At 29.7% G+C, this 21,011-nt stretch carries 20 protein-coding genes and 1 other RNA gene; 17 read left to right on the top strand and 4 right to left on the bottom strand.

Annotated elements, in window-relative coordinates; genetic code table 11:
• The first annotated feature begins 9 nt into the window (after positions 1–9).
• From MR285_RS02245 to MR285_RS02205, 9 genes are all read left to right on the top strand, one after another.
• On the top strand, positions 10–639 hold the full coding sequence (locus MR285_RS02245) for a helix-turn-helix transcriptional regulator (protein WP_293557599.1): 630 nt from the start codon (positions 10–12) through the stop codon (positions 637–639).
• An 8-nt stretch (positions 640–647) separates the two neighbouring features.
• The gene (locus tag MR285_RS02240) at positions 648–1,469 is read left to right on the top strand and encodes a pyruvate, water dikinase regulatory protein (RefSeq protein ID WP_293557597.1); all 822 of its coding nucleotides are present in this window, start codon (positions 648–650) and stop codon (positions 1,467–1,469) included.
• A 4-nt stretch (positions 1,470–1,473) separates the two neighbouring features.
• A complete protein-coding gene (locus MR285_RS02235; RefSeq protein WP_293557595.1) occupies positions 1,474–2,487 on the top strand; it encodes a deoxyguanosinetriphosphate triphosphohydrolase in 1,014 nt (337 codons plus the stop codon).
• Positions 2,488–4,278, top strand: coding sequence for a DNA primase (dnaG, locus tag MR285_RS02230; RefSeq protein WP_293557593.1), 1,791 nt, complete (start codon positions 2,488–2,490; stop codon positions 4,276–4,278). It begins immediately after the preceding gene.
• Positions 4,271–5,368, top strand: a complete 1,098-nt coding sequence (gene rpoD / locus MR285_RS02225) for an RNA polymerase sigma factor RpoD (protein ID WP_293557591.1) — start codon at positions 4,271–4,273, stop codon at positions 5,366–5,368. The genes dnaG and rpoD overlap by 8 nt, the downstream gene beginning before the upstream one ends.
• Positions 5,365–6,054 carry a class I SAM-dependent methyltransferase gene (locus MR285_RS02220; protein WP_293557589.1) on the top strand — a complete coding sequence of 230 codons (690 nt, stop codon included), beginning with the start codon at positions 5,365–5,367 and terminating at the stop codon, positions 6,052–6,054. The genes rpoD and MR285_RS02220 overlap by 4 nt, the downstream gene beginning before the upstream one ends.
• Entirely contained in the window at positions 6,038–6,814 is a 777-nt protein-coding gene (locus MR285_RS02215; protein ID WP_293557587.1) for a Nif3-like dinuclear metal center hexameric protein, read from the top strand. The genes MR285_RS02220 and MR285_RS02215 overlap by 17 nt, the downstream gene beginning before the upstream one ends.
• Positions 6,815–6,839: 25 nt before the next feature.
• Positions 6,840–7,165, top strand: an RNA gene (gene rnpB, locus MR285_RS02210) — RNase P RNA component class A.
• A gap of 184 nt (positions 7,166–7,349) precedes the next feature.
• A complete protein-coding gene (locus MR285_RS02205; RefSeq protein ID WP_293557585.1) occupies positions 7,350–8,480 on the top strand; it encodes a C40 family peptidase in 1,131 nt (376 codons plus the stop codon).
• 421 nt (positions 8,481–8,901) lie between these two features.
• Here MR285_RS02205 and MR285_RS02200 read toward each other — a convergent pair whose 3' ends face one another.
• The gene (locus MR285_RS02200; protein WP_293557583.1) at positions 8,902–9,270 is read right to left on the bottom strand and encodes an EXLDI protein; all 369 of its coding nucleotides are present in this window, start codon (positions 9,268–9,270) and stop codon (positions 8,902–8,904) included.
• Positions 9,271–9,517: 247 nt separating this feature from the next.
• Here MR285_RS02200 and MR285_RS02195 point away from each other — a divergent pair, with 247 nt between their 5' ends.
• From MR285_RS02195 to MR285_RS02185, 3 genes are all read left to right on the top strand, one after another.
• Positions 9,518–10,717 (top strand): dicarboxylate/amino acid:cation symporter, encoded by a 1,200-nt coding sequence (locus tag MR285_RS02195; protein ID WP_293557581.1) that lies wholly within the window; start codon positions 9,518–9,520, stop codon positions 10,715–10,717.
• A gap of 248 nt (positions 10,718–10,965) precedes the next feature.
• Entirely contained in the window at positions 10,966–11,394 is a 429-nt protein-coding gene (locus tag MR285_RS02190; protein WP_293557579.1) for a flavodoxin, read from the top strand.
• Positions 11,395–11,400: 6 nt separating this feature from the next.
• On the top strand, positions 11,401–11,982 hold the full coding sequence (locus MR285_RS02185) for a DUF3793 family protein (protein ID WP_293557577.1): 582 nt from the start codon (positions 11,401–11,403) through the stop codon (positions 11,980–11,982).
• A gap of 256 nt (positions 11,983–12,238) precedes the next feature.
• Here MR285_RS02185 and gltS read toward each other — a convergent pair whose 3' ends face one another.
• Positions 12,239–13,468, bottom strand: a complete 1,230-nt coding sequence (gene gltS / locus MR285_RS02180) for a sodium/glutamate symporter (RefSeq protein WP_293557575.1) — start codon at positions 13,466–13,468, stop codon at positions 12,239–12,241.
• A gap of 269 nt (positions 13,469–13,737) precedes the next feature.
• On the opposite strand from gltS, the gene MR285_RS02175 reads away from it, so the two are divergent.
• The 3 genes from MR285_RS02175 (at position 13,738) to phaC (ending at position 16,678) form a co-directional block, all read left to right on the top strand.
• A complete protein-coding gene (locus tag MR285_RS02175; protein WP_293557573.1) occupies positions 13,738–14,403 on the top strand; it encodes a GNAT family N-acetyltransferase in 666 nt (221 codons plus the stop codon).
• A 133-nt stretch (positions 14,404–14,536) separates the two neighbouring features.
• Positions 14,537–15,592, top strand: a complete 1,056-nt coding sequence (locus MR285_RS02170) for a poly(R)-hydroxyalkanoic acid synthase subunit PhaE (protein ID WP_293557571.1) — start codon at positions 14,537–14,539, stop codon at positions 15,590–15,592.
• A gap of 15 nt (positions 15,593–15,607) precedes the next feature.
• Positions 15,608–16,678 carry a class III poly(R)-hydroxyalkanoic acid synthase subunit PhaC gene (gene phaC, locus MR285_RS02165; protein ID WP_293557569.1) on the top strand — a complete coding sequence of 357 codons (1,071 nt, stop codon included), beginning with the start codon at positions 15,608–15,610 and terminating at the stop codon, positions 16,676–16,678.
• 56 nt (positions 16,679–16,734) lie between these two features.
• Here phaC and MR285_RS02160 read toward each other — a convergent pair whose 3' ends face one another.
• Positions 16,735–17,322 carry a class II aldolase/adducin family protein gene (locus MR285_RS02160; RefSeq protein WP_293557567.1) on the bottom strand — a complete coding sequence of 196 codons (588 nt, stop codon included), beginning with the start codon at positions 17,320–17,322 and terminating at the stop codon, positions 16,735–16,737.
• Between the two features lie 94 nt (positions 17,323–17,416).
• Here MR285_RS02160 and MR285_RS02155 point away from each other — a divergent pair, with 94 nt between their 5' ends.
• On the top strand, positions 17,417–18,244 hold the full coding sequence (locus MR285_RS02155) for a purine-nucleoside phosphorylase (protein WP_293557565.1): 828 nt from the start codon (positions 17,417–17,419) through the stop codon (positions 18,242–18,244).
• 3 nt (positions 18,245–18,247) lie between these two features.
• A complete protein-coding gene (locus MR285_RS02150) occupies positions 18,248–19,288 on the top strand; it encodes a s-methyl-5-thioribose-1-phosphate isomerase (RefSeq protein ID WP_293557563.1) in 1,041 nt (346 codons plus the stop codon).
• A gap of 86 nt (positions 19,289–19,374) precedes the next feature.
• Here the strand turns inward: MR285_RS02150 and MR285_RS02145 are convergent.
• Positions 19,375–21,011: zinc ribbon domain-containing protein (locus MR285_RS02145; protein ID WP_293557561.1), on the bottom strand; the 1,637-nt coding region annotated here is incomplete at its 5' end.

Genomic DNA, 21,011 nt, shown 5'->3' with positions numbered 1-21,011 from the left:
GGTGTATGAATGAAATTCAGCGATAGGCAGACTGAGATTATTGAAATTGTAAGAGATGAAGGTCCTATTACAGGCGATGAAATTGCAGAAAAGCTAGGTTTGTCAAGAGCGACTATTAGATCAGATCTTTCAGTTCTCACTATGATAAATATATTGGGGGCTAGACCAAAATTTGGATATTTTTATACAGGCAAATCTATTCTTTCACAGCTTTCCGATGACCTAAAAAAATTAAAATTAAAGGATTATATGTCACTGTCATTTTCTTGTGATCAAAAGACTTCCGTTTACGATGTAGTTGTAGATCTTTTTATGGAAGATTTATCATCTATGTTTATCACGGAAGGGGGTTACCTTACTGGCATTGTTTCAAGAAAAGATTTAATTAGATTTATGATAGGAGATGCCGACATAAAGAAGACTCCTGTAAGTGTTATTATGACAAGGATGCCAAATGTTTTTTATGTTGATAAAAATGACAGTGTATATGAAGCAGCGAGTTTAATTGTGGAAAAGGGAATAGATTCTCTTCCCGTTGTTGAAGTTAAAAATAGTAATGATCTTGAAGTTGTCGGTAGATTTACAAAGACAAATATAACTAGACTTTTTGTAGATGTATGTGACGGCGAGATAATCTAGGAGGAAGTATGAATAAAGAAGATAATCAACTTACAATTTTTGTAATCTCTGATTCAATTGGCGAAACTGGTGAATTAATTGCTAAAAGTTCTGCAAGACAATTTGAGTCAGAAAATTATGAAATAATTAGATATCCATACCACAATAGCATTGATCAAATAAAGCCAGTTCTCGAGAAAGCTTCCAAAATTCACAATAGTTTAATAGTTTATACAAATGTTGTAAAAGAGACTAGAGAATTTATAGAAAGGAAAACTCACGAATTAAAGCTTCACACAGTTGATGTAATGGGTGAACCTATGAAACAAATCGAGGATATTTTGGGATATGAACCTCTTAGAGAACCTGGACTAATAAGAAGACTTGATGAAAATTATTTCAAGAAGGTAGAATGTGTGGAGTTTGCAGTTAAATACGACGACGGAAAAGATCCTCGAGGTGCAAAAAAAGCCGATATATGTTTAGTTGGCATTTCAAGAACTTCTAAGACTCCACTTTCAATGTATCTTGCAAATAAATTGTATAAAGTTGCAAATATTCCGCTAGTTCCTGAAGTTCCTGTACCAAAGGAAGTTTATGAAAAAGATGTGGATAGAGTAATTGGACTTATTGCAAATCCTGAAAAAATTATTTCTGTCAGAGAACAAAGACTTAAATCTCTTGGCCTTACTTCAGGTGCAAAGTATGCCAATTACGATAGAATTAGAGAAGAACTAAATTATTCAAAGCAAGTTATGGAAGAACTTGGATGTTTTGTAATAGACGTTTCTGATAAAGCAATAGAAGAAACAGCTGAAATTATAATTAATCATATGAATTCTAGGATGTGAAATTATGAATTTAAGAGTCGAGAGAGAAAAACTTGAACATGTTATGCTTTTTGATTTTGCTACATTTGCAGATTCAACTTTGGGAAGAAATGAAAAAGAAGAAAAATGTAATCTTAGGACTGAGTTTCAAAGAGATAGGGATAGAATTATTCACTCAAAAAGTTTTAGGAGATTAAAACACAAGACTCAAGTATTTATTTCTCCAGAAGGAGACCATTTTAGAACAAGACTCACTCACACTCTTGAAGTCAGTCAAATTGGAAGAACTATAGCTAGATCACTTAGGTTAAATGAAGATTTAGTTGAAGCAATTTCTTTAGGACATGATTTGGGACACACTCCCTTTGGGCATTCTGGCGAAACTGTATTAAATGAATTAAAAAGTTCTGGGTTTATCCATGGTGAACAATCTTTAAAAGTTGTAGATTTCTTAGAGCGTTCTGACAAAAGAATTGGACTAAATTTAACGAAAGAAGTGCGCGATGGAATTTTAAATCACTCAGGTAGAGGAGTGGCAAAAACTCTTGAAGGTAAAATCATAAAATTTGCTGACAGAATTGCATATATCAATCACGACATTGACGATGCCATTAGGGCAGGTATTATTTCATCAGATTCACTTCCAAAGGAACTTACAAAAATTCTTGGAAACACTTCTTCAGAAAGAATAAATACAATGATAACTGGTATAGTAAATAAGTCCTATGGGAAACCAATTATAGAGATGGAAAAAGAAGTTTACGAAGCAACTATGGAACTTAGACAGTATATGTTTAAGACAGTTTATATGGATTCTGTTGTAAAAAGTGAAGAAGTTAAAATTAAAAGACTTCTCACAGAGCTTTATAATTATTACATGGATGACTTGAGTAGAATTCCTGAAAATCATTTAAGCCTTTATAATGATAGAGTTCACAGTAAAGAAGATATTGTTTCTGATTATATTGCAGGGATGACAGATACCTATGCTATGAAACAGATAAAAAATATTTTTATACCGAAGGGATGGAGCATTTAATTGTATGTAATAAATGATGATGTTCTTAATGAGATACGGGATAGAGCAGATATAGTTGATTTAATTGGAGAATATGTCGAATTAAAAAGGTCAGGTTCAAACTATATGGGACTCTGTCCTTTTCACTCTGAGAAGACTCCCTCCTTTTCTGTTTCTCCTTCTAAATCTATTTTCAAATGTTTTGGATGTGGTGTTGGGGGCGATGTAATTACCTTTATTATGAAAAGGGAAAATTTAAGTTTTCCTGAAGCTGTGGAATTTTTGGCGGATAAATATAATATAAGGCTTTCTGAATATAAAGATGAAAATAAAGAAGCGCGCGATAAAAAAAATAGGCTTTACGATATAAATAGAGAAGCAGCAATGCACTTTTTAAATAATTTTAAAGCATCACGAAAGGCACAACTTTATTTAAAAAATAGAATGTTAAGTGATAAAACTATTATTAGATATGGCATTGGCTATTCAAAGGACTCGTGGACAGACTTATACGATCACTTAACTAAATTAGGTTACAAAGAAGAAGAACTTTTAGAATTGAATTTAATTACCAAAAGTAAAAAGGGAAATTATATTGATAGATTTCGCGACAGAGTTATGTTCCCTATTATAAATAAACACGATAAAGTTATTGGTTTTGGCGCAAGAGGCTTTGGAGATGCTAAACCAAAATATTTAAATTCAAGTGAAACTTCAATATTTCACAAGGGAAGCAATCTTTTTAATATGAATATTATTTCAAGAGAATCTACTCGAGAAAGAATAATATTAGTTGAAGGCTATATGGATGTTATTTCTTTATACAATAGTGGTATAAATTATAGTGTAGCAAGCCTTGGTACTTCACTTACAGAAGATCAAGCAGGCATTATTAAGAATATGGCGAAAGATATATACATCTGTTATGACAGCGACAATGCGGGAATTAACGCAACTTCAAGGGCAATTGATATATTTTTATCTAAATCTGTCAAACCAAAAATCATTGAATTAGAGGGTGGACTAGACCCAGACGATTTTATTAAGAAATATGGAATGGAAGGCTTTGAAAATAAAATAAAAAGTGCAATTTCATATATAGAGTTCAAAATAAAAAAGCTAAAAGAAAATTTCAATTTGAATGAAAGCGAAGGACTTAGCAATTTTACTATTGAATCTGCAAAAATTCTATCTAGCATTAAAAATCCAATAGAGAGAGATATTTTTGTAAAAGATTTTTCAAAAAAATATAATATTTCTTACAATGCTATTGAAAATTATATAAATTTTCTAAATAGAAATAAAATAAAAAGTTCGAAAAAAGAAAAGTTCAAGGTAAAGAAAAATACAAATGTTGTGAAAAGTACAAAAACTAAGGCACAAGAGGAATTATTATCATATTCTTTACTTGACAATGATATTTATACTTATATAAAAAATAAAATTGAAGTTTTTTATTTTAGCAATGCAATGACTAGGGCTGTTTTTGAAGAAATTCCTAGAATGTTTGAAAATGAAATGGAAGTTTCTGATTTTCTAAATTTATTGGAAAATAATATGTTAATAGACTCTAATTTTAGAGAGAACATTTTAGAAATAATAGAAAATATTCATGTAAATAACAGAATTGTAGATGACTTAATCAAAACTTTAGAGAGAAATTATCTAAAAAGGGAAAAAGATAAAATCTTAGAAAACATTGAAAAACTTCAAGTGGAAGAAGACAAAAATCTCTTACTCCAAGCTTTAAAAGATCTTAAAGAGATTAACTTAAAGTTAAGCGAGTTAAAAGAGGAGGGCAATTATGAGTGATAATTTAAAAAATAAAGATTCAATAGAATCAGTAACAGAACAGCTTTTAAAGGATGGTAAAAAAGAGGGTAATTTAAGCTACGATAAAATAGGAGATGCCTTCGAAAAGTTTCAAATTGATTCTGACGATATAGATGAATTATATAAAACCTTTGAAAAAGAAGGGATTCATTTAATTGACAAAAAAGATTTAAAAGATGATGAAGATGACGTAGATGAGGTAGATGTTACTAAGGAAGATCTATCAGTCCCTAAAGGAGTAACTGTTGACGATCCTGTAAGGATGTATCTTAAAGAAATTGGTAAAATTTCTCTACTTACTGCAGATGAAGAAGTCGAAATAGCAAAGAGAATGGAAGCTGGAGATGAGCTTGCTAAAAAAGAACTTGCAGAAGCAAATTTAAGGCTTGTTGTTTCAATTGCAAAAAGATATGTTGGAAGAGGCATGAGTTTTTTAGATTTAATTCAAGAAGGAAACCTTGGACTTATGAAAGCTGTTGATAAATTTGATTACACTAAGGGTTTTAAATTTTCAACTTATGCAACTTGGTGGATAAGACAAGCAATTACAAGGGCAATTGCCGATCAAGCTAGGACAATTAGAATTCCTGTACACATGGTTGAAACAATTAATAAACTTGTAAGAGTTCAAAGACAACTTGTACAAGATTTAGGACGTGATCCACTTCCAGAAGAAATTGCTGCAGAAATGAATTTAGATGTAGATAGAGTTCGCGAAATTCAAAAGATTGCACAAGAGCCAGTTTCTCTTGAAACGCCAATTGGAGAGGAAGAAGATTCGCATCTTGGAGATTTTATACCAGATGATGAAATTTTATCTCCACAAGATGCTGCTACATTTACTTTGTTAAAAGAACAACTTAACACAGTTCTTGAAACTTTAACTGACAGAGAAAAGAAGGTATTAACCCTTAGATTTGGACTTGACGATGGAAGGGCAAGAACTCTTGAAGAAGTTGGAAAAGAATTTGACGTAACTCGTGAAAGAATTAGACAAATAGAAGCGAAGGCATTAAGGAAACTTCGCCATCCAAGTAGATCAAAGAAATTGAAGGATTATTTAGAATGATAAAATTGTCGAATAGGCTAAAAAAAATTGCAGAACTTGTAGATTTTGGAGCTTCGGTAATTGATGTGGGCACAGATCATGGATATGTGCCCAATTTTTTGTGTGAAAAAAATATATCAAGAGATATTATTGCTACGGATATTTCAAGAAATTCTTTGAAAAAATCTATTGATCTCACAAAAGAATTAGGCAATGAAAAATATATTAAAAATATACTTGCAAATGGAATTGTAAATGAAAAAAGAGATGACATAATTATTGCTGGTCTTGGCGGAATTCAAATTGCAGAAATTATTTTAAATTCACTAGATATTTCTAAAAATGCAAAAAAATTAATTTTACAACCGATGCAAAAAACAAATATATTGCGCCGAGAATTAAATAATATGGGCTTTTTAATAATTGATGAAGAAATAATTTATGAAGATGAAAGGTTTTTTGAAATTCTTGTTGCAAAATTTACTGGTAAAAAAATAAATTTTAATGAAGTGGATTATTATTTTTCAAAGATTTTAATAGAAAAAAAAGAAAAAGTATATTTAGAATTTTTAAAAGAAAGAAAAATTGAACTTCAAAATATAATAAGTAGCATTAAAAATAAAAATGATAGGTCAACAAAGAGAAGTGCTGAACTTAAGGCGTTATTAAAAATGACAGAGGAGGCAATAGATGAAATATCAAGTTAGTGAAATTAAAAGTTATATGGAAAATTGGGCAAAAGATGAATATCAACTTAGCTGGGATAATTCTGGAAGTCAAATTGAATTTAAAGAAGTTACAGATTCTATCATTCTTGGATTAGACATTACAGATAAATTAATTAAAGAAGCAATTGAATTGGACTCTAAGTTAATTATCACTCATCACCCAATGTTTTTTTCAGGAGAAAAAAATATAATTCAGGGAACATATATGGGCAATAATGTAATTTCTCTAATAAAGAATAATATTTCAGTATTCTCCTATCACACTTCTATGGATATTGCAAAGGATGGAGTAAATGATACTTTATTTGAAAAGTTAAATTTAAAAAATAAAAGTATTCTTGCCTATGAAGAAGAAAAAGCCATGGGCTTAGTTGGAGAACTTGAAAAGGAATACTCTTTGTTAGAATTAAATAAATTTTTAATGGAAAAACTCCAAGTTAAAAAAATCAAGTTTTATGGAAGAGAAGATAAATTAATAAAAAAAGTTGCAATTTTAGGAGGAAGCGGCGCGGAATTTATTTCTAATGCAAAAAAATCCGGTGTAGATGCCTTTATAACTGGAGATGTAAAATATCACGATGGACAAAAAGCTTATGAAAATGGAATTATTTTAATCGATGTGGGACATTTTTATTCAGAAAAAATAGTTCTCGAAAAAATAAAAAATAGACTTATGGAAAATTTCAAAGGTTTAAATTTTTATATTGAAGAGGAAAGCAGCTTCGAACTTGATATTTGACGTTTTTAATGTTAAACTATTTAAGTAAGTAAATTGGTCAACTGCACATATGTGAGGAAAGTCCGCGCTCCACAGAGCAAGGATGCTGGCTAACGGCCAGTGGGGGCGACCCTAAGGCTAGTGCAACAGAAATAAACCGCCCTTTTGGGTAAGGTTGGAAAGGCGAGGTAAGAGCTCACCAGATCATTAGTGATAATGATGCTATGTAAACCCCATTCGGAGCAAAACCAAATAGGAATAACAGATGTTGCTCGCATCTGCCGGTAGGTAGGTTGCTAGAGATTATAGGCGACTATAATACAAGATAGATAGTTGACAAAACAGAACGCGGCTTATAGATTTACTTACTACATATTTTAAAAACAAAAAATACTGGAAATAGCAAAGGTTACAAAATAGTTAAAATTAATTTAACTTTTTTGTAACTTTTTGTTGTTTTTTTGTAACAACTTTGCTATACTTAATGAGTAATAAAAAATAGTACGCAATAAATTTCTTAAAAGATATAAAATAAAGAGTATAGGAGTTGTTAGTATTGGTTTCCTTAAAAAATAAATTGCCACTTGGTCTATTTGCACTATGCGCAGTTTCAATAGTTGGCATGAAAGATACAGGAGTATTTATTAACGAACATGTACAAAAAACATATAGTGGAAGTGAAATTGAATTTTCTATTGGAGAAAAAGTAGAAATACTTGAAAACAAGGGAAATGAATATTATGTTCAAAAGGGTAAGGCAAAAGTTACTATTCCACAAGAAAAAATTTTACTTACAGAAGTAAATGTTCCTACATACAAAGTTGTCAAGGCAAGTCCGATTTTAGATGATAATGGTAAAATTATTAGGAACTTATTTATAGATGAATATGCAATTGGTATTTCAATAGACAACAATAAAGCAAAGATAAAATGTAATGACGGAACTGTAGGAAGTGTTGATAGAACTGCACTTAAAAAGATTTCTGATAAGAGAAACAATGTAACTGAAGTTCAAGTAAAAAACAATACAGTTGCAAGAAGTGACAATGGGAAAAAAATAAACTTGAATAAGAATCAAGTTGTTAATGTTGTTGATTATAATAATGGATTTTTTGTAATTCAAGACAATGGAAATTATTATAATGTTGAAGCAAAAAATTTAAATATTGTATCAGGGTTAAAACAAGAAAAGACAGAAGATAAGGTAGATGAAAAATCACTTTTATCTGCTGATGAAAGAGAAATTCAAGAAGCTATAAAAAACAAAGATTTAAAAGAAATTAAAGAATTCAAAAAAGCTGCTGCACCTAATGCTTCAATTGCAGGTAAAGTAATTTCTTCTGCAGAAAGTAAGCTAGGATCAACTTATGTATATGGAGATACTGGAAAAGAAGGATATGATTGTTCAGGTTTAGTTTATTCAATTTATAATGATGAACTGGGAATATCAATTCCAAGATCTTCAGTCTCACAATCAACTTTTGGAAAGCAAGTTTCAAAATCTGATTTACAAGAAGGAGATTTAGTGTTCTTTAATACAACAGGTAATGGAGTTAGCCATGTTGGAATTTATGTTGGAGATGGTAAGTTCATCCATGCTTCATCAGGACAAGGTAAAGTTATGACTTCTTCACTTACTGAAGATTATTATCAAGATAGATATGTAAACGCAACACGTATTATATAAGAATTTTTAAAAGAGAGCCATAGGGCTCTCTTTTTATGGTTCTATAATAAATAGTGTTGGTAAGAAATCATCAGCACTACTTTATAGTATGCAATTAAAATAGACATAAAATCATACTACCATAAATATCCTTGTTAGGTTTTTATAAAATGAATAAATCTTTTAAATTGGATTTTTGTCTTCAAACTTTTTTTCTTATGTTATAAAAGAGTATTTAGAGTTCTACTACTTTTATAATTTCTAATTTAGAATTACCCTATGTTTTTAACATAAAAATATATGGTTTAGGCAATAAACCTTAAACCATATATCAATAATTTCCTCCACCAACACTAATTGTCAAAGAGCTACACTTTCTGTTATCAGAAGGCAATAGTCTAAAAAGCATTAGTCCAAATTGTATACCAAAAATATAAATAGATTAAATATCAAGAACTTCTATTATTTCTTCATTTTTTTCTTTAAGCTTAATTTTTTTTATTATTTCGTCACCTAAGTATTTAGTAAAATCTTCTAATTTTGATGACACTTCAAATTTTATATCACTTTTTATTTCACTTATGTCAAAGCTATTGTCATATTTTCTTTTATCTGACCAATAATTCCAATTCACATCTGTCCTTTCATAATAAACATAATTTTGTTTTTTGGTTACAAATACTCTTTTATTGGTTAATTTTTTTCCATCTTCAGATTTAAACATCTCTGAATATAATTTCATTCCTTCAAAAACTTTGTATTCGCTTATGCTATTATTTGACACATTTAATTTTATTATATCTTGCTTCATATTACACTTCCTTATTTATTTCTTTTGTTTTTAATATACTCTTTTTGTATCTCAATAATCAAGAAATCTATTATAATCTTGTAATTATTTTTTTAAGTTTTGACCTTTAGATACATTTAGTAAACAATCTAAAATAATTTATATATGTAAATTAAATTTTAAAAGTTTTAATACAATTTTTTTAATACAGTGGTAAAATGGTAGAAGAAGTAATACTTCAAATTTTATAACTTTACAAGGAGGAGAAATGAAAAAAAACAGTTTTTTTAATTCCTTAGTTTTTAAACTAATACTGGGAATTATTATTGGAATTTTTGTAGGAAGAATTTCTAATGAATCTGCTATTGTTGTAATTGATACAATTAAGAGAATTTTAGGAGATTTAATAAGTTATATTGTTCCACTTATTATTTTGGGATTTATAACTCCTGCTATTGTTTCTTTAAAGGAAAGTGCAGGCAAGATACTAAGTGTAACACTTATTATATGCTACATATCATCTGTTGGAGCAGCTACAATGTCATTTTTGGCAGGTAGAGCAATAATACCTAAACTTAACATCGCATCAAATGTTGGAGCAGGAAATGTTATTCCAGAATCAATTTTTAAATTATCAATAGCTCCAATTATGCCTGTAATGACTGCTCTCGTTACATCAATTTTATTTGGAATTGCAGTAATAGTTACAAAGTCAGAACATTGGGAAAATTTACTTTTAGAATTAAACAAAATAATCTTATCTATTGTAAATAATTTTGTTATAAAAATCCTTCCACTTTACATTGCTACAACTTTTGCAGCATTATCATATGAAGGTGCAATTATTTCTGAACTTCCAATTTTCCTAAAGATTATTCTTATAGTAATAATAGGACATTTTATTTGGATGACAGTAATGTATTCAATTGCAGGAGCTATTTCAAAAACAAACCCTAAGGAAGTATTTAAACACTATTTACCAGCGTATTTAACAGCAGTTGGTACTATGTCTTCAGCAGCAACACTTCCTGTTGCACTTGAATGTGCTAGGAAATCTAAGACACTAGATCCAAAGATTAGAGACTTTGCAATTCCACTTTGCTCTAACACTCACTTGTGTGGCTCTGTATTAACTGAAGTTTTCTTTGTAATGACAGTTTCACAGATTTTAACTGGAAAGCTTCCTGAAACATCAAATATGATAGTATTCATAGTTTTACTTGGAATTTTTGCCATAGCTGCACCAGGAGTGCCTGGCGGTACTGTCGTTGCATCTCTAGGACTTATAACATCAGTTCTTGGTTTTAATGACACAGGAACAGCACTTATGCTTTCAATTTTTGCACTACAAGATAGCTTTGGAACAGCATGTAATGTAACATCAGACGGTGCAATTGCACTAATGGTTACTGGAATATTTGACAAAGTTCCTGGCAAGGGAAAAAATAGTAAGGCTAAGGAAATTTAATATTAATTTAAAGATTAAACCAAGGAGCTTCCTTGGTTTTTTCATTTAGAAGCTATTAAATGATAAGTTAATAATTTTTAATATAATTTTTGTTAAACCTAAAATTATTGAAAAAGTCCAAATTATTGCAAAATAATATGGGAAGATTTTTATTTAACAAATTCCTATAATATTATATAAAAATTCCTCTTTAAATTTATTAAAATAAAAGTTAGATGATAATAAATTTCAGAATTGGAGGAAATAAAATGAGTAAAGTAAATGTAATATACTGGTCAGGAACTGGCAACACAGAGAAAATGGCAAATGCCATTGTTAAAGGCGCAGAAGGTGAAGGCGCTGAAGTAAAATTAATCCAAGTTGGATCTGCAACTGAGGATGATGTAAAAAATGTTGATAGAATTGCCTTTGGCTGTCCAGCAATGGGTGCAGAAGAACTTGAGGAAACTGAAATGAGACCTTTTATGGATAAAGTAAATCCACTTCTTTCAGGGAAAAATGTTGTGCTATTTGGCTCTTACGAATGGGCTGACGGCGAATGGATGAAACTTTGGCAAGAAGAAGTTGAAAATACTGGAGCAAAATTAGTTGCAGACGGATTTGCTGCTTATGATGATCCAGATGAAGATGCATTAGAAGAGTGCGAAGCTCTTGGAAAGGATCTTGCGAGGTCATAAGATATCATGGAAAAATCTATTTTCATTGAATTTTTTAATCATATAAAAAATTTTAAAGATTTTGAATATATCTTAGCTTTAATAAAATCCACTGTGGCTCCAACTTTAAAAGATTTAAAATTAGGTACAATGATAAACTTAAGAAATGGAAATAGACCATTGAAAGATTTATGGGTAAAAAATAAACTTCTCATAAAGGAAGCTTTAGGACTAGATTTTTATGAGCTCAATGAGGGAGAGGATTTTATTTTAGTTTATTTTTTTAAAAAAGATTTACTTATAAAAAAATTATCCACGCGAAAGATTTTAGATTTTCTAAATACAATGGGTTATGAAAATTGTTTTAAACTTGAAGATTATCTTAGCTTATTAAAGAGTCGATTTAATGGAACTTGTCCTGATGAAATTGGTGTATTTCTAGGATATCCTCTAAAGGATGTAATTGATTTTAAGGATCGCCACAAAAAAATATGCAAATGCACAGGATATTGGAAGTGTTTCAACGATGAAGAAAGTTCCAGAAAAGCTTTTGAAAAATTTGATGAAGTAAAAACTATTGAGATGAAAAGTATTTTAGATGGATGTTAAGATTAAACTTGAACATAAAGTTGGAAGTAAACCAGAGTTAGTTTATAATAGCTCTGGTATTTTCTATATATTTTAGTCCATCATAAACTTGAGTTTAATATATTCTAGCAATGCTTTCATATTTTTATTAATTATTAATAATTTATTATTAGGAAGCGATTTGCAGCTAATGTATTATTCAAAATATTTTTAGCTTTTTATTTTAATTTTCAAAGTAATTAAAAAACCACCCTTTGACAGGTGGTTATAAACTAAATTATTGTACAAAAGTTTTAATAAATGTTAGAACTATTGGTTGGTATATAATGTCTACTAAGAAAGCTCCTACTATGGGAACTATCATCATGGCTTTTCTACTCATGCCATATTCTTCATTAATTGCAGTCATATTGACTATGGCAGATGGGGTAGCACCAAGTCCGTGGCCACAAAGTCCTGCACACATAACTGCCGCGTCATAGTTCTTTCCAAGGGCTCTAAATACGAAGAAGTAAGCGTAAATTATCATGAAGATTACTTGACAAATTAGAACCACGAGAACTCCACCCATTAAATCTTGAAGTTCCCAAAGTTCTAAAGTCATAAGTGCAAGCGCAAGGTATAGGTTTAACATTACATCACCAATACCATCTACTAAATTTCCGCTGAATTTATATAGATGTATTTTTTCATTTACATTTCTTAGTATTACTGCTATAAACATTGAACCAACATAGTCAGGAAAATCCATTTTAATTAAACTGCCGATAAACTTGGAAACTAATGTGCCAATTGCCATTGAAATAATAATTGCTGCGACATTTTTAATTATGTCTAAGTTTGTTAGTTCGATTTTTTCCTCTTTAAAAAGGCTGTCTAGTTTTGAAGAGTCAAAATTGTCGTCAACAGGTTTTAAGTCATTTTTGTAAATCAATCTTCTTCCAAGAGGTCCACCTATTACAACTCCAAAGATAAGACCAAAAGTTGCAGCAGCAGCGCCAACTACTGGAGCTTGCTCATATCCCAATTTAGCAAATGTATTACCATAACTCAATGCAGCTCCGTGTCCACCAATCATTGATATAGATGATGCGAGCATTCCGTAAGCTGGCTGAAGTCCAATAGTTTTTGAAACACCGATGCCAATAATATTTTGGAAAAGTGATAAAAGTCCACAAATTAGCCAGTAAATAATTAACAGCTTACCACCAGACTTTAATATCTTTAAATTTGCTCCAAGACCTACTGTGGTAAAGAATGCCAACATGAATGTTGATTGAAATAAATTTTCATAACCAAAGTTAAAAGTATTTGTTTTGTACCCTATAAATGTGATAAACATAAACATGAATCCACCAACAACTGGTGCAGGGATACAATATTTTCTTAAAAATGAAGATCTATTTTTAACTCCGTAACCTACAAGCAGTAATATTACTGCCAGTGCAAGCGTTAAAATAGAATCGAGGTTAATTGTTAAAATGCCATTTTCTCTTATAAATTCCATAATTTCCTCCTTAATAAATATATAATTGCATTGATACCTACCTAATAAAATAGTAACATTTATATCCCTTTCCTTCAAGATTAGAAGTTACTAATTTAATTTGTTAAATAGATTTTTAAATAATTCTCTAGATTATTTCTGATTTTTATTATACAATTATAAAGACACATTACTTATGCTAATGCGTTAAAGAAAAAATTACTAAATTTTTACGTAAAATATATTTTTAGATAAAATTTTATTATTATTATTATTATTACAGAGGTACTATGAAAAAATTAATTTTTAAGTTTTTAGGAAAAGAACATATTGATGAAATTTACGAACTTACTTCAGAAGTTTATGAAGGAATAGAAAATAAAGAAATTTTCTCACACGACTCTAAAAGTGATTTGGAACATTTAATAGATAATGGAGGAGCTTTTATTGGAGTTTATGATGGGGATAAACTTGTTGCTTATAGAAGTATTAAAGTTCCTGACGATGACGAAAATTTAGCATATGATGTGGATTTTTATTTAGATCCAAAGAAGGTTATTATAAATGACACAGTTGTTGTCTTAAAGGAGTATAGGGGAAAAAATCTTCAAAATATTACAAGGGAAAAATTGGAAGAAAAATATAAAGATTCTAATTTTACTCATAAAATGTCTACTATTTCACCGAAAAATTATCATTCCTACAAAAATACTTTGGATTCTGGCTATATGCTTGTAGCACTAAAAAAGAAATACCCAGATGAATTATGTGAAGAGGGTTATGATAGATTTATACTATTAAAGTCAGAGGATATTGATTTTGATTTTACTGGCGAAGAAATTGTAATTCATGCCAGTGAAATAAATAAATTAAAAGAGGTTTTTGATTCAAATTATGTTGGAGTATCCGTAGATGATGGAGGAAATATCTTATTTAAGAAAGTTAAAATAATTTGAATAAATTTATCGCAGAAAATAAATAAATAATTACCTTATTAATAACATAAAAAAAGGGTATATAATAATAAAACAATAAAGAATATTATAAGATAATTGTTAGTTTTAATACAAAATAAAAGGAGGAATTACTTTGGATAAAGAATACAATTTTTTTGAAGAGTATATGAATTCACAAAAAAAGATGATGAATATGTGGCAAGAATACGCAAAATCCTTTGGTGGTAACTTTAATCCCTTTAATAATGAATATTTTTCAAGTTTGAATAAAATTTTTGGGGATATTGGATCAGCAGATTTTTTAAATTATAGTGGCTCACCTTCTGAAGTTGCACAAAAAGTAAAGGAGACATCCAAGCTTTATTATAGTATTTATGAACTTTATAAAAATACTTACGACAAGGATATCGAACCAACTAGGGAAAATTTTGAAAAGATAATGAAACAATATAAGGAAAGCTCACTTCAATATATTAATAACTATCTTTTCCCATATATACCTGTTGATTTACAAAATTTAATAAAACAATGTATGGGCGCTGCTGAAAGTTATAAGAATATGATTGTTACAATTTATGGTCCATGGATGGATAATTCAACTGAATTAATGGATTCTGTCATGAAAGGGGCTTTTGATGATCCAAAAGCTTTTCTTGAATTTTTCAAATTGTGGAAGAAAAATTATGGAGAAACTTTTGGGAAAATGTTAAATGCTCCACAATTTGGAATTGATAGAAACACTTATGAAATGCAAATGAAAACAATAGATAAAATGATTACCTTTATAGGTAATTATTTAGAACTTAGCATTATGCTTTCAAATTTGGTAAATGAATCAACTGAAAATGTTGTAAAAGAAAGCTTTGAAATGATTAAAAAGGGCGAAGCGCCTAAAACCTTTGAAGAATTTTACGATTATTGGAGAGCAAAAACTTCTGAAGAGTTTGATAAATTATTCTACTCTGATGAATTTTCTAAATTTTTAGGAAACTATGTTGACTCTTTAATGCTATTAAAGATTGACCTAGATAGAGTTATTGAAGAGTCACTTAAATGGGTTCCAATCCCAACAAATTCAGATATGGATTCATTATATAAGACTGTTTATGAACTTAAAAAAGAAGTTAGAACATTAAAAAAACATATTAGAGATAAAGAATACGAAGAAGAAAAAAAGAAAAATAAATAATAGGAGGTTATTAATTTGAAAAATGCATTTGGAATAGATTATGTGAAGTCAATGTCCGATATGGTCGATTCTTACGAAAAGATTATAAAGGGTGTGGACACTCTTATGAATGTAGATTATAGTGGATTTGATGCGACTCCTAAAGAATTAATTTTTTCAGAAGACAAGATGAAGCTTTATCACTATGAACCAAAGGTTAAAGATCCTAATAAAACTCCTACATTAATTGTTTATGCTCTTGTCAACAAACAATACATGATGGACTTGCAAGAAGATAGATCTCTCATTAAAAATCTATTAGAAGGTGGACAAGATATTTACATCATTGATTGGGGATATCCTACAATGGACGACAAATATATTGGTTTAGATGATTACATCAATGGGTACATCGATGACTGTGTTGATATCGTTAGAAGAAGACACAATATAGAAAAAATCAATATTATAGGAATATGTCAAGGTGGTACTTTTTCCTTTATTTATACAGCAATCCATGGCGAAAAAGTAAACGCATTAGTATCTCTTGTAACACCAATTGATTTTTCTACCGATGATGGACTTTTATTTAAATGGGGACCATATTTAAATCCAGAAAACATGGTTAAGGCCTTTGGAAATGTGCCGGGAGAATTTATGAATGCAGGATTTGTATTCTTAAAGCCAATTGATCTAATGGTGGATAAATACATTGGTGTAATTGATTCTCTTGATGATCCAAACAAACTTGCAAACTTCCTTCGCATGGAACACTGGATCTTTGATTCACCTGATCAAGTTGGACGAGCTTACCAAGAGTTTCAAGAAGAAATGTATCATAAAAATAGTTTGATCAAGGGAGAATTTTATCTTGATGGAGAAAGAGTAGATCTTAAAAATGTAAAATGTCCTGTGCTTGCAATTTTGGGTACAAAGGACAATCAAGTTCCACCAAATGCAACTAGACCAATACCTAAAGTTGTTGGTACAGATGATGTTGAACTCGTTGAAGTTGAAACAGGTCATATTGGACTATTTGTATCTGGAAGAAGTCAAAGAGAAGTTGCACCAAAGATAAACGAATTTTTGACAAAAAAATCTAAATAATTTTATAATTTATTAAAAAGGGCCGAGCATATTGCTCGGTTTTTGCGTCTTTATATTTATTTTGAAATAATTTTTGGATTGCCAATATTTAGTGAATAATAGTAAATTTTTGCAGCATCCTCTAAATATTCTGCTGATAAAAAAGCTCTATTTAAATCTATTCCACAGCAGACCACGCCGTGATTTGCCATTAGACATGAATTTGAACTTTTTAAATAAGGAAGAACAGATTTTGCAAGTTCAAGAGACCCTGCCTCGTGAAAGGGTGCAACTTCTATTTCGCCACCTAAAAAAGCGTCCATTTCAATTAAAATCCTTGGAATTTTTTTATTACAAACTGCAAAGGCTGTCGCAATAGGTGAGTGAGTGTGGACAATGGCATTGTAATTTGGATAATTTTTATAAATTTCTGCGTGCATTTGCCACTCTGAAGAAGGTTTTTTATCACCTTCAATAGTTTTGCCATCAAAGTTTATTTTTACTATGTTCTCTTCTGAGATGTCTAAATAATCCATTCCACTTGGAGTGATGTAAAATGTTTCCCTATTTTCGCCACGAAGGCTCAAGTTGCCACTTGTTCCTGCAACTAAATTTTTATCTAAAAGTTTTTTCCCATATTTTACTAAAAGTTTTCTATAATTCATTCTGCACCTCAAATATAATTTATCACATTTTTCTTATAATTGACAATTTATTATGCTGTGTTAGACTAAAATCATAAATGAATGGAGAGAAGTTATGTTAAAAGAAAAGATTTTTGATAATTATAAACAAAGTGCTGATTATATTTTGAAAAAAATAAAAATAAAACCTGAGATTGCAATAATTCTCGGCACAGGTCTTGAAAAGCTTTTAGATGAAATTGAAGATAAAATTGAAATTAATTATAAAGATGTGCCAAATTTTTTGATTTCAACTGTAAGTGAAGACAGTGGAAAATTTATTTTTGGGAAATTAAAGGGTAAATTTGTAATTTGCATGACTAAAAGATTTCATTATTACGAAGGTTATGATTTTAACGAGCTTGCGACGCCAGTCTATGTTTTAAAACTCCTTGGTGTAAAAGAATTAATCCTTACAAATGCAGCTGGTGCAGTGAATTACAATTTTCATCCTGGAGATATTTGCCTAATAACTGATCACATAAATTTTGCTGGAGTAAGTCCAACTAGGGGAAATAATTTATCTCAATTTGGCAATAGATTCTATCCAATTGACAAATTGTACGACAAAAGTCTTCGCAATATAGCAAAAAAATCTGCAATAAAGTTAGGTATTGAACTAAAGGAAGGGGTTTATTTCTTCACAGTGGGTCCATTTTTTGAAACACCGTCAGAAATTCGCGCAATAAGGAATTTAGGTGGCGATTTAGTTGGGATGTCAACTATTACAGAAACATTGACGGCAGGTCATTGCGGCATAAAGGTCCTTGCATTTTCAGTTGCAACAAATTATTCTTCTGATCGAATAGAAAATATGGATGGAAGCGAGGTTGAAGATGTGGCTAGAGAAGTTTCACCAAAATTAAAAAATTTAATCATTGATATTATTGAGGAGTTGAAATAATAAATGGAAAGACAAGATTATGATATGCCCTTTATGCTTAGATATGAAAATGTAGCTTGGTATGAAGAGGGAAAAGTGAGAATTTTGGACAGAAGGGTCTATCCAAGGGAAATAAGATTTGAAACTTGTAACAGTTATAAGGATGTTGCAAGAGCAATAAAGGACATGGTAACTCAATCAGCAGGTCCTTACACTGCAGCAGGCATGGGAATGGCACTTGCAGCTTATGAAGGAAGGAATTTAAAGGGAGAGGAGTTAATAAAATTTTTAGAAGAAGCTGCCCATACAATTTCCACTGCAAGACCTACTACATCAAGTAGACTTAAAAAAGTAACTGAGGGATCAATTAAAGCTGCTAGAAGAGCAATTAAAAATAGAGAAGATGTTGTAGATGCAGTTTTTCAAGAATCCATAAATTCACTAAATAGAAGATATAATGCAATGAATGAAGTTGCAAAATATCTATGTGATGTAATCCCTGATGGCGGAAAAGTATTGACACAATGTTTTGCAGAAACGATTATTGGAACTATGACTAGAACTTTAAAGGAGCAAGGTAAAAATGTAAAATTTTACTGCACAGAAACTAGACCTTATTATCAAGGAGCAAGACTTACTGCAACTTGCATAAATGAAATGGGATTTGATACATATGTAATAACAGATAATATGGTTGCCTACACCATGGAAAATATAGGAATAGATGTATTCACATCGGCGACAGATACAATTACACTTGACGGTCATGTTGCGAATAAAGTTGGCACACACCAAATTGCAATTGTTGCTCGTGAATTTAATGTTCCTTTTTATGTGACGGGAATGCCCGATATGGGAAAAAAGAAAAAAGAGGACATAGTGATTGAAATGAGAGATCCATCCCTTGTGTTAGGCAATCACACTGCAAAGGGAGTAAAGGCAATTTATCCTTCTTTTGATATAACACCTCCAGAGCTAATTACAGGCTTTGTAACAGACAAGGGAATTTACAAACCAAGGGAACTAAAAAAATATTTTGAAACAGATTATAAAAGTTATTATTAAATATAATAAAAATTGTATTGAACTTTAAAAAATAAATAAATAAAAAAGGAGAGTAGTTAAAAATAATTTAACCATTCTCCTTGAGTTTAAAAAAGTGTTACGAAAATAAAATTAATTATAAACCATATCATCTTAAATAAAAGTTCAAAAAGCGTAAAAGCAATTGCATACCATCCAATGAAATTAATTTTTGATCTTCCAACAAATTCTTCTTTATAAAGAGTTATTGCAATGAGAAGGGATAATATAACTAATATTAATGTAGCAAGAGGCATAGCAGTAAGTGCCTGCAACATATTGTATTTCAGAAATCCACCAAAAGGTGTGATAATAAATCCAATAAATAAAAATACTTTACATATTATCCAGTTTATAAGAGCAAACTTTTTGACTTCAGGATAACTTGTGTCAATTTCATCTCTATCAGTTGCAATATTAAGTGGGATATAAAATTCTAAGTAATCAAATACAAGTTTAAGTATTAAAAATAGTATTAAAATAAACTTAAAAGATCCACTGCCAATTAAAAGTGCAATTGCATTTAATATTGTACCAATTCCAATTAAAATTTTACTTTCCTTTGAACCAAAGTCCCCAATATAGTTAGAAATTTTGTCAGTAATATTACTTAAAACTTCCATTATTTTGTCGAGGGCATCTAAAGATGATTTAGAAATTTTTGATTCCATATCATTTACCTTTTTGGAAAGATTATTTTCAATAGCTTTGTCAACTTTTGAATCTACAGATTCTATTTCTTTTACAGGTTTTTCGCCATTATCTTTAAAACTAAATAAATTCTTTAAGTTTTTAGGTTTAATATTTTTTTTATTAATTGTATGCTTATCTGAAGAGTTAGAAGTTTCTCCTTGTTTAGGTATTTTTATACTGTTGAGTTTTTCAGAAAGCTCAGAATTATTTTTTGATTTAAGATCTTTAGAATTATCGTTAAGCTCATTAGATTTATCTTCTTTTGTGATATTAATGTTTGTATCATTGAAACTTTTTTCCGCTAAATCTTTATTTTTATTTTGAAATTCTTGAGGTTTCTTTTTTATATTTTGAGGTTTATTACTTAAATCATCCTTTTTTTTGTCTTCCTTTTTTTTCTTCTTTGTTTCTTCAGACTTTTTAATGGCATCTTCAATGTCAATTTTTGGTGTAGAGAGAGTATTTTCAAAAGATTTTTCAGAATCCTCAACAGATTTACTAATTTCTAAATTTCTTGCATTTTCCTTTTTCTTGCTATCGTCTTTAATGCTTGAAAAAATTGAAAATTCGTCGTCTTCTTCATTTATAAAATTTTTCCATTTTTCTCTTAAAGAAAATTTTTTAGGACTTTCATTTTGAAAATCTTCATTACTATGAAATCTTTCATAATTATTAATTGAATTATCTAAAGGAATTTCTTCTGTAGAAATGTCTACTTTTAAATCAGAAGGTTTCTTTGAACTTTCGTTAAAATTTGACTTTTTAAGTTCTTCTTGAACTCTTCTTATTAATTCTTTTTGACTCATTCCTGATTCGGGTTTTGATTCCCTATTTGCATCTAAAAATTCTTTATCAGCTTTTTTTGCATCAACAGCATCATATCCATTTTCAGATGTTTTAGATTCTTTTTTTATATCAATGTTCTTTGAAGGAGATTCTTTAAGTTTTCTTTCTCTTGCAGTGGATTTTGCTTGGACACTACTTTTTTCGTATTCTTCAATATTTTTAGAAA

The organism is Peptoniphilus sp., from assembly GCF_022767005.1.
Classification (GTDB): Bacteria; Bacillota; Clostridia; order Tissierellales; family Peptoniphilaceae; genus Peptoniphilus_A.
This window is presented reverse-complemented; position numbering and strand designations above follow the sequence as displayed.

Coding starts and splice junctions, on each gene's coding strand:
- MR285_RS02245 (WP_293557599.1), top strand. CDS start 10: ATGAAATTCAGCGATAGGCAGACTGAGATTATTGAAATTGTAAGAGAT.
- MR285_RS02240 (WP_293557597.1), top strand. CDS start 648: ATGAATAAAGAAGATAATCAACTTACAATTTTTGTAATCTCTGATTCA.
- MR285_RS02235 (WP_293557595.1), top strand. CDS start 1,474: ATGAATTTAAGAGTCGAGAGAGAAAAACTTGAACATGTTATGCTTTTT.
- rpoD (WP_293557591.1), top strand. CDS start 4,271: ATGAGTGATAATTTAAAAAATAAAGATTCAATAGAATCAGTAACAGAA.
- MR285_RS02220 (WP_293557589.1), top strand. CDS start 5,365: ATGATAAAATTGTCGAATAGGCTAAAAAAAATTGCAGAACTTGTAGAT.
- MR285_RS02215 (WP_293557587.1), top strand. CDS start 6,038: ATGAAATATCAAGTTAGTGAAATTAAAAGTTATATGGAAAATTGGGCA.
- MR285_RS02200 (WP_293557583.1), bottom strand. CDS start 9,270: ATGAAGCAAGATATAATAAAATTAAATGTGTCAAATAATAGCATAAGC.
- MR285_RS02195 (WP_293557581.1), top strand. CDS start 9,518: ATGAAAAAAAACAGTTTTTTTAATTCCTTAGTTTTTAAACTAATACTG.
- MR285_RS02190 (WP_293557579.1), top strand. CDS start 10,966: ATGAGTAAAGTAAATGTAATATACTGGTCAGGAACTGGCAACACAGAG.
- MR285_RS02185 (WP_293557577.1), top strand. CDS start 11,401: ATGGAAAAATCTATTTTCATTGAATTTTTTAATCATATAAAAAATTTT.
- gltS (WP_293557575.1), bottom strand. CDS start 13,468: ATGGAATTTATAAGAGAAAATGGCATTTTAACAATTAACCTCGATTCT.
- MR285_RS02175 (WP_293557573.1), top strand. CDS start 13,738: ATGAAAAAATTAATTTTTAAGTTTTTAGGAAAAGAACATATTGATGAA.
- MR285_RS02160 (WP_293557567.1), bottom strand. CDS start 17,322: ATGAATTATAGAAAACTTTTAGTAAAATATGGGAAAAAACTTTTAGAT.
- MR285_RS02155 (WP_293557565.1), top strand. CDS start 17,417: ATGTTAAAAGAAAAGATTTTTGATAATTATAAACAAAGTGCTGATTAT.
- MR285_RS02150 (WP_293557563.1), top strand. CDS start 18,248: ATGGAAAGACAAGATTATGATATGCCCTTTATGCTTAGATATGAAAAT.